At 69.7% G+C, this 13,676-nt stretch carries 12 protein-coding genes; 8 read left to right on the top strand and 4 right to left on the bottom strand.

The window, feature by feature from the left end; genetic code table 11:
• Window positions 1-1,140: an alcohol dehydrogenase catalytic domain-containing protein gene (locus tag ABEA46_RS14420; protein WP_345545243.1), complete on the top strand. Its 1,140-nt coding sequence runs from the start codon at window positions 1-3 to the stop codon at window positions 1,138-1,140.
• A gap of 10 nt (window positions 1,141-1,150) precedes the next feature.
• On the opposite strand, the gene ABEA46_RS14415 is transcribed toward ABEA46_RS14420, so the two are convergent.
• From ABEA46_RS14415 to ABEA46_RS14400, 4 genes are all read right to left on the bottom strand, one after another.
• Window positions 1,151-2,218, bottom strand: a complete 1,068-nt coding sequence (locus tag ABEA46_RS14415) for a DNA polymerase IV (protein WP_345545242.1) — start codon at window positions 2,216-2,218, stop codon at window positions 1,151-1,153.
• A 10-nt stretch (window positions 2,219-2,228) separates the two neighbouring features.
• Window positions 2,229-3,731, bottom strand: a complete 1,503-nt coding sequence (locus tag ABEA46_RS14410) for an arylsulfatase (RefSeq protein WP_345545241.1) — start codon at window positions 3,729-3,731, stop codon at window positions 2,229-2,231.
• Between the two features lie 117 nt (window positions 3,732-3,848).
• On the bottom strand, window positions 3,849-5,234 hold the full coding sequence (locus ABEA46_RS14405; RefSeq protein WP_345545240.1) for a permease prefix domain 1-containing protein: 1,386 nt from the start codon (window positions 5,232-5,234) through the stop codon (window positions 3,849-3,851).
• Window position 5,235: 1 nt separating this feature from the next.
• Window positions 5,236-5,625, bottom strand: coding sequence for a PadR family transcriptional regulator (locus ABEA46_RS14400; RefSeq protein ID WP_345545748.1), 390 nt, complete (start codon window positions 5,623-5,625; stop codon window positions 5,236-5,238).
• Window positions 5,626-5,802: 177 nt separating this feature from the next.
• Here ABEA46_RS14400 and ABEA46_RS14395 point away from each other — a divergent pair, with 177 nt between their 5' ends.
• The 7 genes from ABEA46_RS14395 to yjfF all read left to right on the top strand — a co-directional run bounded on the left by ABEA46_RS14395 (window position 5,803) and on the right by yjfF (window position 13,618).
• Window positions 5,803-6,546 (top strand): DUF1684 domain-containing protein, encoded by a 744-nt coding sequence (locus ABEA46_RS14395; protein WP_345545239.1) that lies wholly within the window; start codon window positions 5,803-5,805, stop codon window positions 6,544-6,546.
• 79 nt (window positions 6,547-6,625) lie between these two features.
• Window positions 6,626-7,588 carry an ion transporter gene (locus ABEA46_RS14390; protein ID WP_345545238.1) on the top strand — a complete coding sequence of 321 codons (963 nt, stop codon included), beginning with the start codon at window positions 6,626-6,628 and terminating at the stop codon, window positions 7,586-7,588.
• Window positions 7,589-7,626: 38 nt separating this feature from the next.
• On the top strand, window positions 7,627-8,634 hold the full coding sequence (locus tag ABEA46_RS14385) for a tocopherol cyclase family protein (RefSeq protein WP_345545237.1): 1,008 nt from the start codon (window positions 7,627-7,629) through the stop codon (window positions 8,632-8,634).
• Window positions 8,635-8,867: 233 nt separating this feature from the next.
• Window positions 8,868-9,860, top strand: a complete 993-nt coding sequence (locus tag ABEA46_RS14380) for an ABC transporter substrate-binding protein (protein WP_345545236.1) — start codon at window positions 8,868-8,870, stop codon at window positions 9,858-9,860.
• A gap of 76 nt (window positions 9,861-9,936) precedes the next feature.
• On the top strand, window positions 9,937-11,535 hold the full coding sequence (locus ABEA46_RS14375) for a sugar ABC transporter ATP-binding protein (protein ID WP_345545235.1): 1,599 nt from the start codon (window positions 9,937-9,939) through the stop codon (window positions 11,533-11,535).
• On the top strand, window positions 11,532-12,578 hold the full coding sequence (locus ABEA46_RS14370; RefSeq protein WP_345545234.1) for an ABC transporter permease: 1,047 nt from the start codon (window positions 11,532-11,534) through the stop codon (window positions 12,576-12,578). Before ABEA46_RS14375 ends, ABEA46_RS14370 begins: the two co-directional genes overlap by 4 nt.
• Complete coding sequence (gene yjfF, locus ABEA46_RS14365) at window positions 12,578-13,618, top strand: galactofuranose ABC transporter, permease protein YjfF (protein WP_345545233.1); 1,041 nt, start codon at window positions 12,578-12,580, stop codon at window positions 13,616-13,618. Before ABEA46_RS14370 ends, yjfF begins: the two co-directional genes overlap by 1 nt.
• The last annotated feature ends 58 nt before the right edge of the window (window positions 13,619-13,676 follow it).

Below are 13,676 nucleotides of genomic sequence, written 5' to 3'. Positions count from 1 at the left end.
ATGGCCCTGCCGGTCGCCGCGCCGGCGACGGCATCGCGTGACGTCGACCTCTCGCCGCCCGCGACCGCGATGGTGTGGCTCGGTCATGGCCGACGGCACGAGACGATCGCCGTCCCGGGCGTCCGCCTGGCTGAGGGCGACGTCCTCGTCGAGGTCGAGCTCGCCACGGTGTGCGGCTCCGACGTCCACACCGTGGCGGGGCACCGCAAGGCGCCGACGCCGCTGGTGCTCGGTCACGAGTACGTCGGGCGCATCGTCGCGGTGCTCGACGATGTGCGCGCCCTGGACGGCGTGCGCCTGGCCGTCGGCGACCGCGTCGTGTGGTCGATCATGGCCGCGTGCGGCCGCTGCGACCGGTGTGCGCGAGGCCTGCCGCAGAAGTGCCGGCAGCTGCTCAAGTACGGCCACGAGCGGGTGATGCCGCGGTGGGAGCTCTCGGGCGGGTTCGCGACCCACGTGCACCTGCGGGCGGGCACCGCGATCGTGCGCGTGGGCGAGACGCTGCCGGCCGCGGTGCTCGCGCCCGCGACGTGCGCCGCCGCCACGGCGTGGGCCGCGGTCGATCGTGCCTCCGACATCGTCGACCTCGACGGTGCGGTGATGCTCGTGACGGGCGCCGGGCTCATCGGCCTGACGGCGACGGCGATCGCCGCCGGTGCCGGAGCGCGGGTGATCGTCGCCGACCCCGACCCGGCGCGGCGGACCCTGGCGCGGTCCTTCGGAGCGTCCGCGATGATCGATCCCGGTGAACCCGGAGGGCTCGCGCGAGCGCTGCGGCGCCTGCGCGCGCGCGAGGTCACCGCGGCGATCGAGGCCTCGGGCGCGGCCAGTGCGGTCGCGTTCGTGCTGGACGTGATCGGGGTGGGCGGCGTCGTGACGCTCGTCGGCAGCGTCTCGCCCGGCCCGGCCCAGGCGCTCGACCCCGAGCGCACGGTGCGCAACCTCACCACGATCCGCGGCGTGCACAACTACGACCCCGATGACCTCGCCGGCGCGGTGGGGTTCCTGCAGGAGCACGGCCACCGGTACCCGTTCGCGCAGCTCGTCGGGCGTCCGCATCCGCTTTCGGGACTGGATGCCGCGCTGGAGGCCGCCGCCACCGGTGCCGACGTGCGGGTCGCGATCGATCCGCGCCTGTGACCGCCGCTGGTCACCAGCCGCCGCGGGTCGGGGTGTGGCCCTCACGGGCGTCGTCGGGCATGGCCATCTCGGCCCGCATGCCGAGCAGGCGGATCGGGCGACCGGGTTCGATCTTCGCGACCAGCTCCATCGCCTTCGCGACGACGACGGACCGGTCGAAGGTGGTGGCGACCTTCTTGGTGAAGGTCTTCGTGAGAAACGGCGCGTACCGCACTTTGAGCCCGAGTCCCACGACGGGACGCTCATCGGCGGCGACCTCGGCCAGCACCGCATCCAGCAGCCGTCGGGCCTCACGTTCGATGTCGGCGGGATCGACGATGTCGGTCTGGAACGTCGTCTCCTTGCTGTGTCCGCGTGCGACCCAAGGGGTGTCGTCGACGACCGATGCCCCGTCGCCGCGACCGAGCTGCCGGTACCAGAGGCCCATCTTGGGCCCGAACTCGGTGACGAGCGCGGCCTCGTCGCCGGCGGCGAGCTCGCGGACGGTCCGGATGCCGAGCAGCCCGAGCCGCTTCGACACCTTGGAGCCCACGCCCCAGAGATCGACGACCGGTCGTTCGCCCATGACGTCGAGCCAGTTCGCCGCCGTCAGCCGGAAGACGCCCCGCGGCTTGCCGAACCCCGTCGCCACCTTGGCGCGCACGAGGGTGTCGCCGATGCCGACGCTGCAGTGCAGCCGCGTCCGCTCCAGCACGTCCGCCTGCAATCGCCGCGCGTACGCCTCGGGGTCGTCGGCCTCGATGCCGACGAACGCCTCGTCCCACCCGAGCACCTGCACGACGGCGCCGGGCTGTGCGCGCAGGGTCGCCATGACCTCGTCGGATGCCGCGAGGTAGGTGGGCGCGTCGACCGGCAGGATGACGGCATCCGGGATCTTGCGTGCGGCGATGCGCAGCGGCATCCCCGATCCGACGCCGAACTCACGCGCTTCGTACGATGCCGTCGAGACCACCGCCCGCTCGGTCGGGTCACCCCGGCCGCCGACGATCACCGGCTTGCCGGCGAGCTCCGGCCGCCGCAGGATCTCGACCGCCGCGATGAACTGGTCGAGGTCGACGTGCAGCACCCAGGGCCGCATGGGTCCGGCGTCAGGAAGCGCCCGAGCCGGCTTCGGTCAGCTTGGCCATCACCTGGTCGAGGTTGAACGAGGCAGGCTTCTGACGGGGCGGGAACTCGGCGAACGTCTGCAGCATCTCAGCGACGAATGTCTGCGCCGGAATGAACAGGAAGATGTGATCCAGCACCCAGTCCCAGTACGTGTTCGAGGTGAGATCAGCGCGCTCGTACGGATCGGTCTTCAGGTTGAAGAGCTTCGGGAAGCGCAGCTCGGTGTACGGCTCCTGCCAGATCTGCAGGGTTCCGGTGGCGCGCTGCTCGAGGAAGACGAACTTCCAGTTGTCGTAGCGCAGCGCGGTCAGGTCGCCGTCGTCAGACGAGTAGAAGAAGAACTCCCGTGGGCTGCTCTCGGCCTTTCCGGTGATGTAGTCGAGCTGGTTGTGGCCGTCGAGGTGCACCTTGTAATCGACGCCCCCGAGCTCCGTGCCGGCCTTGAGCTCGTCGGCGATGTCGGGCTGCCCGACAGCGGCGAGCAGGGTGACGAACCAGTCGTTGTGGCTCACGATGCCGTTCAGGGTCGTGCCCGCCGGGATGTGACCCGGCCACCGCACCATCGCCGGCACACGGTAGGCACCCTCCCAGTTCGAGTTCTTCTCGTTCCGGAAGGGCGTCATGCCCGCGTCCGGCCAGCTGTTCATGTGCGGGCCGTTGTCGGTGGAGTACATCACGATGGTGTTGTCGGCGATCCCCAGCTCATCGAGCAGGTCCAGCAGGTCGCCGACGATCTCGTCGTGATACAGCATCGTGTCGTGATACGGGGACTGCCAGCGCCCGGCGCGGCCGAGGTCCTGCTCACGCGTATGGGTACGGAAATGCATGTGGGTCGAGTTGAACCACACGAAGAACGGCTTGTCGTCCTCGTCCTGGCGGCGGATGAAGTCGACGGCCGCGTCGCGGAACTCGTCGTCGCACGTCTCCATGCGCTTCTTGGTGAGGGGGCCGGTGTCTTCGATCCGCTGCGTGCCGTCGTCGTTGGCCCACGTGTGCAGCACGCCGCGCGGTCCGAACCGCTTTCGGAAGTTCGGGAAGTCGGCCTCGGTGGGGTAGTCCGGCAGCTCGGGCTCCTCTTCCGCATTGAGGTGGTAGAGGTTGCCGAAGAACTCGTCGAAGCCGTGCGCGGTCGGCAGGAACTCGTCGCGGTCACCGAGGTGGTTCTTGCCGAACTGGCCGGTGGCGTAGCCCTGCGCCTTCAGCGCGGTTGCGATCGTGGGGTCCTCGGCCCGCAGGCCGATGTCCGCGCCTGGCAGTCCGACCTTCGTCAAGCCGGTGCGGTACGGATTCTGACCGGTGATGAACGCCGCTCGGCCCGCCGTGCAGCTCTGCTCGCCGTAGTAGTCGGTGAACTTCACGCCCTCGTCCGCGATGCGGTCGATGTTCGGGGTGCGGTATCCCATCAGCCCGTCGCTGTAGGTGCTCAGGTTCGAGACGCCGATGTCGTCTCCCCAGATGATGAGGATGTTGGGCTTGTCGGTCATGTCCACGCTTCCTGCCATCGATGCGACCGGACGGTCGCGTGATCATGCAACCACGATGCCGCGGGCACCTGCAACGACATCTGAGAGGGATGCCGGGGACCCCGGCATCCACCAGTCTCAGACGAAGTCGAACACGGGCGGGAAGACGACGACCACGACGGCCGCCCACGCCAGATAGACGGGGAGGAAGCCGGTCTGCCACCGCTCGAGACGCTCGAGCGGAGCGCGGTGCATCACGAAGCGCAGCTGCAGCCACGCGGCGCCCGCGAGGTTCGCGAGCAGGATGACGTTCAGGCCGAGCGAGGCGAGCTTGTTGGGGCTCGCGCCCCACTCCGCGATGCGCCCGATCATCGCGACCAGGACCATCGCATCGACGACGATCGCGGCGGCAACGAGCACCAGCTGCAGACTGTCGAACCATGACGGCGGCGCCAGCGGGTCGCGCGCGGACTGCGCGTACAGCAGCAGCCCCACGACCACGACCAGCACGACGTCGAAGAGGATCAGCAGGTCCCGCTGGCCGAACACCTCGACGCCCGTCGCGGTGCTCACACCCTGCACGATGCCGGCGACGATGAAGGCGAGCAGCAGCAGCGCGAACAGCGGCGTGAAGAGCTTCGTCAGCACGGGGGCGATGTTCTCGATGACGCTCTGCTTGGCCTCCACGAGCCAGGCGGCGACCACGACGGCGCCGGCGAGGCCGCAGGGCAGCATCCAGTCCTGCACGAACATGGCGGCGTCGACGCCTATCGCGGCGAACACGCCCATCGTGAGCGCGATGAGCACGCCGCCGCCGAGGGCGATGAGCGCGAGGTACACGACCCATTCGCCCGTGAAGCGGATGAAGTCCATGCGCGCCCGGCTCGAGCGCACCCGCCCGTCGATGTACGCGATGCCGATCACGAGCCACAGCGCGACCGCGCAGTGTGTCGTCGCCAGCACGAGCGTCGCAGCGTCGTTGTGGAACGGGTACACGGCCATCAGCACCGCGGCCAGGGCGAACGGCGCGGCGACCGCCAGCACTGTCGCCGGCGACGCCCGGCGGCGCACCAGGAAGTACACCGCGACGAAGGGCAGGATCAGCAGCGGCAGGAACCGCGGATAGAAGCTTCCCGTTCCCGCGAAGTCGACGCCGAACAGCGCTGGCACCTTGATCGCGATCGCCGCGCCCACGGCGAGACCGACCGCGAGCGCGAGTCCGCCGGCACGCGGCACGGCCGGCTCGTCGGCGAACATCAGCTGCTTCCACAGCCGGTCGGAGTGCTCGCGCGCGAATTCGCGCGACAGATCGTCCAGTGCGCCCAGTCGCTTCACGGCGACGAGGAACGCCTCGTCGGCGTCGAGACCGGATGCCGCCAGCCGGCCGATCTCGCCGCGCAGATGGTCCTCGAGCTCGTCGACGTCGCGGCCGTCGATGGCCTCGCGGCGCGACACGTAGCTGCGCCACGCCGTGATCTGCTGCTCGGTGCCCGGGTCGAGGACGCCCTCCAGGTCGTCGCCCATCTCACGCACCCCCGAGCGCCGGAGCGCCGAAGAAGTCGGTGCCGCCCCTCTGATCGTTGCCGTCGCGCCCCTGCCACACCTGCTGCAGCGCCATGCTGACGACGCTCCACTGACGGCGCTGCTCGGCGAACGCCGCACGCCCGTCGGGGCTCAGCCGGTAGTGCTTTCGCGGGCGGCCGCTCGGCGACGCGCCCCACGACGACTCGACGTGGCCGAGGCGCTCCAGGCGGTGCAGCAGCGGGTAGAGCATGCCGTCGCTCCACTCCAGCTCGCCGCCTGACAGCTCGCCGACGCGCTGCAGGATCGCGTACCCGTAGGACTCGCCCTCGGAGAGGATGCCGAGCACCATCGGCGTCGCCGCCGCGGCGACCAGGTCTTTGCCGATCTTCATCGTGCCTCCCGCATTCATGCCTAGAACATCTAGGTACATAGAAGTACAAGTCACCTAGAAGTGCAAGGTATGGAGCGTGACGCCGCGTGACGCCCACGACCGCCGTGGGGAATTCCGCCGGCGGCGACGTGTTGGGATGGAGGAGCGGCGCGACGCCGCCCCGGACGAAGGACCCGCATGACTCTCCCCGTGAGCACCCCCGACATCGCCTCGGCCGCCGACCCGCGCTGGGCGGCAGTCTCGGCCCCGCACGGCACCGCCGCGCTGCGCTTCACGCACTGGCTCGACGCCGAGCCGCGCGAGTACGAGGGTGCGCCGGGGCTGTGGCGCGGCGAGGACGGTCGCGTCGTCGGCGCCGGGCTGCCGGGTGAGACAGCCGAGGTCGCGCTGTCGGCCGGCGAGCACCTCGACATCGGCCCGCTGCGCCTGAAGGCCATCAATCGCGGCGGTGCCCCGGCGCTGCGCGTGTTCGATCCCGAGACACCCGGCCGCACGTCGCTGCGCGGCATCCTCTCGTTCCCTCAGGACGATGCGTGGGCGATCCCCGGCGTCTTCCACGCGGCTGCCGAGGGCCAGTCGATCGTCATCGAGAGCGTCGACGGCTACGAGCGCGAAGAGCCCGCGGTGGGCACGATCTCACTCGACGTCGGTGGCGAGAGGGTCGAACTGACGGTGTGGGGCGACCTCGACGACGAGCTCGAGGCGGTGATCGCCGACGGGACCAGCAATGTCGACGCGTACCGGTTCCGCTTCCTGCCGATCGAGGTCCCTGCCGCAGACGGCTCCGTCACCGTCGACTTCAACCGCGCGTACCTGCCGCCGTGCGCCTTCAGCGACCACTACGTGTGCCCGCTGCCGCCGCTGAACAACCGCCTGACGGCACGTGTCGAGGCGGGGGAGCGCATCGCCGACCGCGCCTGACGCGCCGCCGCCCCGCGGTGCGCCACAATGGTGCCCGCGGGCGGCACTCCGGCCGTGATCGTGTCGGAAGGCGGCGATGATGGCCAAGAGAGCGAAACCGAAGAAGGTCCGCTCAGAACTGAAGAACACCGCGTACGAGATCTTCATCGGGGTCCTGTCGATCCTGTCGATCCTGAACCTCGTGCTGGTGTACGTCTTCCGCACCGATCCGTCGCTCCAGACGGTGCTGAGCGTGATGAACGGCCTGTTCAGCGTCATCTTCCTGCTGGACTTCGTGTACCGGATCTTCACGGCGCCGTCGGCCACCAAGTACTTCTTCCGGGACTTCGGCTGGGCCGACCTGCTGGCGAGCCTGCCGTTCGCGGAGTTCAAGATCCTGCGCATCTTCCGGCTGGTGCGCGTGTACCGGCTGCTGCGCAAGCTCGGGGTCCGCACGCTCATCCGCACCCTCGTTCAGGACCGTGCGAACAGTGCCCTGATGACCCTGCTTCTGATGGGCATCCTGGTGCTGCAGTTCGGCAGCATCTCCATGCTCGCGATCGAGGAGCACGCCGAGGGGGCGAACATCACGACCGCCTCCGATGCGATCTGGTACACGATCGTCACGATCGCGACGGTCGGCTACGGCGACACGTACCCGGTGACCAACCTCGGGCGCATCCTCGGCGCGATGATCATCATCGTCGGCATCGGCATCTTCGGCACGTTCACCGGCTATCTCGCGAACGTGTTCCTGGGCCCGTCGACGTCGGGCTCCGCCGCCGGAGAGGTGGATGCCGCCGCCGCCCCCACGGGTGGCGCCGACGCCGTGGCGACCGGGGCCGGCGACGACGCGACGAACTCCGCGCTCGCGGACGCCGCCTCCCGCGGTGTCGCCGCCGGCGCCGCGGCAGGTGCCGTGGGCAAGGGCGCAGACGCGGCGCCCGACGGTGGCGCCGGTGTGCCGGCGGGTGTCGACGCCGCCCGGCTGCAGGCACTGCTGGCGCAGTCGGAGGCCACGAACGCCGAGATCCGCAAGCTGCTGGCCCGTTCCGGGACGTGAGGACCCGCGGTCCGGTGCGACGGGCCTAGGGTGGTGCCGTGCGGACTCCGGTGGCGTGGGCGCGCGGGGTGCGGCACCCCGAGGCGTTCCATGGGCGCGGCGTGCGCAGCGGGTTCTTCGAGGGCTGGTACGTCAAGCTCGTCTCGGCCGATCGGTCGCAGCGCTGGGCGGTCATCCCGGGTGTGTTCCGCGGACTCGCCGGCGACGGCGGCGCACGCGACGAGGCGTTCGTCCAGGTGCTCGACGGGCTGACCGGCCGGTCGTGGTACCACCCGTTCCCCGCGGCGGCGCTTGCGGCATCCGACCGGTCCTTCGACGTGACTGTCGGGCCGAACCGGTTCCATGCCGGCGGGGTGTCGCTCGACCTGCCGCAGCTGCACGGCGAGGTCGCGTTCACGACACCGCTGGCGCCGTGGCCGGTGACGCTGCGAGAACCCGGCATCATGGGCTGGTACGGGCTCGTTCCCTTCATGGAGTGCTTCCACGGCATCGTCTCGTTCGGCCACGCCCTCGCCGGAACGCTGGAGGTCGAGGGCGAGCGGCAGTCGTTCGACGGCGGCCGCGGGTACATCGAGAAGGACTGGGGACGCGCATTCCCGTCGGGGTATGTGTGGCTGGCGAGCAATCATGTCGACACGGCGGCCGGGGAGCGCGAGGATGCCTCGCTCATCGCGTCGGTCGCGATCATCCCGTGGCTCGGCCGTTCGTTCCGCGGCTCGATCCTGGGTCTGCGGCACAGTGGCCGGCTGCACCGCTGGACCACCTACAACGGCTCACGCCAGACGCGGCTGACGATCGACGACACCCACGTGCGCTGGTCGGTCGAGGGGCCCGACGGCACCCTCGACCTCGATGCCGAGCGCGTCCGCGGCGGTCTGCTGCACGCTCCACTGCGCACCGCCATGCACCAGCGCGTCGAAGAGACCCTGGATGCCCGCGTGATCCTTCGTCATCGGGATGCCGGCGGCCGGACGCTGCTCGAAGGCGTCGGCGAGTGCGCCGGTCTCGAGGTGTTCGGCGACACCGAGCGGCTGCTCGCGCTCTGATCACGCACCGCGCGCCGTGCGCAGGCAGAAATGTTTGCGCTCACATCCGTTACGCGTTCGTTGCACAATTCCGGTGATCCAACGCTTGTGAGCGCTAACAGTGAGCGCTAACATCCTGAATCGCGGCCACCGTCGGCGCACCGGAAGCACAGCGATGCGGCATCCCTCCGGCAGACGACGGAGCGCGCCGCATCCCACTGAACAGGGCACATTGAACAGAGAGGTTCACTCACATGAAGAAGCTGCTCTCGATCGTCGCGGCCGGCGCGCTGCTGCTCGGCCTCGCGGGCTGCGCGAGCTCGGGCGACAGCGGCGACAGCGCCGGCGGCGACGGTCCCAAGGCGCTCGGCGACCTCGTCGTCGGATTCGCGCAGGTCGGCGCCGAGTCGGGCTGGCGCACCGCCAACACGAAAGACATCCAGGACTCCTTCAAGGAGGCCGGCATCGAGCTGAAGTTCTCGGACGCCCAGCAGAAGCAGGAGAACCAGATCAAGGCGATCCGGTCGTACATCCAGCAGGGCGTCGACTACATCGCGTTCTCGCCCGTCGTCGAGACCGGCTGGGACGCCGTGCTCAACGAGGCCAAGGCCGCCGGCATCCCGGTCATCCTCACCGACCGCGCCGTCGACAGCAAGGACACGTCGCTGTACGTCTCGTTCCTCGGCTCCGACTTCATCGAAGAAGGCAAGAAGGCGGGGCTCTGGGTGCTCGACCAGTACAAGGACACCACCGAGCCGGTCAACATCGTCCAGCTCGAGGGCACCACCGGTGCGGCTCCGGCCATCGACCGTGCCGAAGGCTTCGCCGACGTCATCCGTCAGAACGAGAACCTCAAGGTGGTCGCCAGCCAGACCGGCGACTTCACGCGTGCCGGCGGCAAGCAGGTCATGGAGGCGATGCTCAAGTCGCAGCCCGACATCGACCTCGTCTACGCGCACAACGACGACATGGGGCTCGGCGCCATCGAGGCGATCGAGGCTGCGGGCCTCGTCCCGGGCAAGGACATCAAGATCGTCACCGTCGACGCGGTGCACGACGGCATGCAGGCCCTCGCGGATGGCAAGATCAACTTCATCGTCGAGTGCTCGCCCCTGCTCGGCGCGCAGCTCATCGACATCATCACGACCCTGAACGACGGCGGCACGGTCGAGCCGCGCATCATCACCGATGAGACGACGTTCACCCAGGAGCAGGCCGTCGAGGCCCTGCCCGACCGCAAGTACTGAGCGCGCACGAGGGGCGGATGCCGCGGCATCCGCCCCTCGTCCACGCCGAGATCCCCCGTTCGACGGAGAACCCAGGATGACCGACCACACGCGTCCGCCCGCACCCGCCGGAGCCCCCGAGCCCGTGGTCGAGATGACCGACATCTCGATCTCGTTCCCGGGCGTGAAAGCGCTCGACACCGTCTCGTTCCGCATGTTCCCGGGCGAGGTGCACTCGCTCATGGGCGAGAACGGCGCCGGCAAATCGACCCTCATCAAGGCGCTCACCGGCGTCTACCAGATCGACTCCGGCACGATCCGGCTCGGTGGCGACGAGGTGTCGTTCCACACCACCGCGCAGGCCCAGGACGCCGGCATCTCGACGGTGTACCAGGAGGTCAACCTCCTGCCGAACCTGTCGGTCGCCGAGAACATCATGCTCGGCCGCGAGCCGCGACGCTTCGGTGCGATCGACACCCGCCGCATGCGGGCGCGGGCGCGCGACGTGCTCACCGGCCTCGGCCTGGACGTCGATCCCGGCTCGCTGCTGGGCTCGCACTCGCTGGCCGTGCAGCAGCTCATCGCGATCGCGCGGGCGATCAACATCGACGCGCGCGTGCTCATCCTCGACGAGCCGACCTCGAGCCTCGATGCCGACGAGGTGGCAGAGCTGTTCCGGATCATCCGGTCGCTCAAAGACGGCGGAGTCGCCATCCTGTTCGTGTCGCACTTCCTCGACCAGGTGTACGAGATCGCCGACCGGCTCACCGTGCTGCGCAACGGCCGGCTCGTCGGCGAGTACCTGACGCCGGATCTGCTGCGCATCGATCTGGTGCAGAAGATGATCGGCAAAGAGATCGCCACGCTCGACGACCTCGAGCAGCGGGTGCGCGAAGCCGAAGCGGATGCCGGCGACCCGACGGTCTTCCTGAGGGCGCGGGGGATCGGCCGCCGGGGTGCGGTGAGCCCCGTCGACGTGACCATCCACGAGGGCGAGGTGGTCGGCTTCGCGGGCCTGCTCGGCTCGGGCCGCACCGAGGTCGCGCGCCTGCTCGGCGGCATCGACCGCGTCGACAGCGGAACGCTGACCGTGCGCGATGATGCGACGCGGCTGCGCAGCCCGCGCCAGGCGCTGTCGCAGCGGATCGCGTTCTCCAGCGAGAACCGCCGCTCGGAGGGCATCGTCGACGAGCTCACCGTGCGCGACAACATCATCCTCGCGCTGCAGGCGGACCGCGGATGGTTCCGCCCCATCCCCAAGAAGCGGCAGGACGAGCTCGCACAGAGCTACATCCAGGCTCTGGGCATCCGGCCGGCCGACGCCGACGCCGTGGTGCGCAACCTGTCGGGCGGCAATCAGCAGAAGGTGCTGCTCGCCCGCTGGCTCGCGGTCGCACCGCGCCTGCTGATCCTCGACGAGCCGACGCGCGGCATCGACATCGGCGCCAAGGCCGAGATCCAAAAGCTCGTGGTGAGTCTCGCCGAGAACGGCATGAGCGTCGTCTACATCTCGGCCGAGCTCGAAGAGGTCCTCCGCCTGAGCCATCGCGTGGTCGTGATGCGCGATCGCCGCAAGGTCGCCGACCTCGCCAACGACGACCTCACCGTCGACAGCCTGCTGGCGCTCATCGCCGACGGCAGCGACGACGACGTCGTTCCCGATCCCACCCCCGAGACCGCGGAGGAACCCGCATGACCGCCCTCCTGGCGCGCCTGGTCGCGAGCCGGCTGTTCTGGCCGCTCGTGATGCTCGCCGTGCTGCTCATCATCGACGTGATCGCGGTGCCCGGCTTCTTCGCCGTCACCGTGCGCGACGGCAACCTCTACGGCAGCCTCATCGACATCCTGCGCAACGGCGCCCCGACGCTCATCGTCGCGATCGGCATGACGCTCGTGATCGCGACCCGCGGCATCGACCTGTCGGTCGGCGCGGTCGCCGCGATCTCGGGCGCGGTCGCGTGCAGCATCCTGCTCGGCTCGCCCGACCCCGGCAACCCGGCGACGGTGGCCGTCGCGATCGTGGTGGCCCTGCTCATCTCGCTCGTGCTCGGTGTGTGGAACGGGTTCCTGGTCGCCGTGCTCGGCATCCAGCCCATCATCGCCACCCTCATCCTCATGACCGCCGGCCGCGGCGTCGCGATGCTCATCACCGAGGGGCAGATCCTCACCGTGACGAGCCCGCCGTTCAAGGCGCTGGGCTCGGGGTTCTGGCTCGGCATCCCGATCGCCGTCTACATCGCGGCGGCGGTGTTCGCGCTCGCCGCGACGCTCACGCGCCGCACCGCGCTCGGCATGATGATCGAGGCCGTCGGCATAAACCCCGAGGCGTCCCGCCAGGCGGGCATCCGCGCGCGCGGCCTGCTGTTCGCCGTGTACACGTTCTCGGCGGTGTGCGCTGCGGTCGCGGGGCTCATCCTCACCGCCAACACGATGGCCGCCGACGCCAACAACGCCGCGCTGTTCATCGAGCTCGACGCGATCCTCGCCGTCGTGATCGGCGGCACCTCGCTCGCCGGCGGCCGCTACTCGCTCACCGGCACGCTCGTCGGGGCGCTGGTCATCCAGACGCTCGTGACCACTGTCTACACCGTCGGCATCCCGCCGATCGCGACCATGGTGTTCAAGGCGGCCGTGGTCACCGTCGTCTGCCTGCTGCAGTCGCCGACGACGAACCAGGCGCTCGCATCGTTCCGGCGAAGCCTCGCCGTCCGCGCAGGAAAGGGCGTGGCATCCGCATGATGACTACTCTGACCCCCGCCCCGCCGACTCTGCCCGCCGCCGGTGCGGCGCGCCGGCCCGCCGGCTTCGGCGCCCGCGTGCGCGACGCATTCACGAGCCCCAAGTACGGCCCGGTCCTCGTGACCGCGGTGCTGTTCGTGGCCGTCTTCATCATCGGCGGCGTGCGCTACCCCGGGTTCCTCAGCGGGCAGGTGCTGCTGAACCTGTTCATCGACAACGCGTACCTCATCGTGCTCGCCGTCGGCATGACGTTCGTGATCCTCACGGGCGGCATCGACCTGTCGGTCGGCGCCGTCGTCGCCCTGTCGACGATGATCGCCGCGAGCCTGTTGCAGGCGGGGCTCCCGCCGGCAGTGGTCATCCCGCTGATCCTCCTCGCGACGAGCGTGCTGGGGCTGCTCGTGGGCCTCATGATCCACTACTTCAAAGTGCAGCCGTTCATCGCGACACTCGCGGCCATGTTCCTCGCGCGCGGCCTCTGCTACGTGATCAGCCAGAACTCGATCGCCATCAGCGACCCGGCGTTCATCGCGCTGGCGGTGTCGCGCATCCCGCTCGGCGGTCGCATGTCGATCACGTGGAGCGTCGTGATCGCCGTGGTCGTCGTGGCGGTGGCGGTGTGGATGCTGCACCGCACGCGCTTCGGCCGCACCGTGTACGCGATCGGCGGCGGCGAGCAGAGCGGCATGCTGATGGGCCTGCCGGTGGCGCGCACGAAGGTGCTCGTCTACGTCGTCAGCGGATTCTGCTCGGGGCTGTCGGGGGTGCTGTTCACCTTCTACACGCTGTCGGGCTACCCGCTCACCGCGATCGGCACCGAGCTCGACGCGATCGCCGCGGTCGTCATCGGCGGCACGCTCCTCGCCGGCGGCTACGGGTTCGTCCTCGGCTCGGTGCTGGGTGTGCTGGTGCTCGGCATCATCCAGACGATCATCTCGTTCGAGGGCACGCTGTCGTCGTGGTGGACGAAGATCTTCATCGGCGTGCTGCTGCTGGTGTTCATCGCGCTGCAGCGCGTGCTGACGGCGCGGCGACGATGAGGGTCGGCGGCTCGGGCGGGGCCTTCGGCCGTGGCAGGCGGCATCCCGCGATAATGGG

Source organism: Microbacterium jejuense, assembly GCF_039544225.1.
Lineage (GTDB): Bacteria > Actinomycetota > Actinomycetes > Actinomycetales > Microbacteriaceae > Microbacterium > Microbacterium jejuense.
The sequence above is the reverse complement of the archived record's forward strand: the minus strand, read 5'-3'. Positions and strand labels throughout refer to the sequence as shown.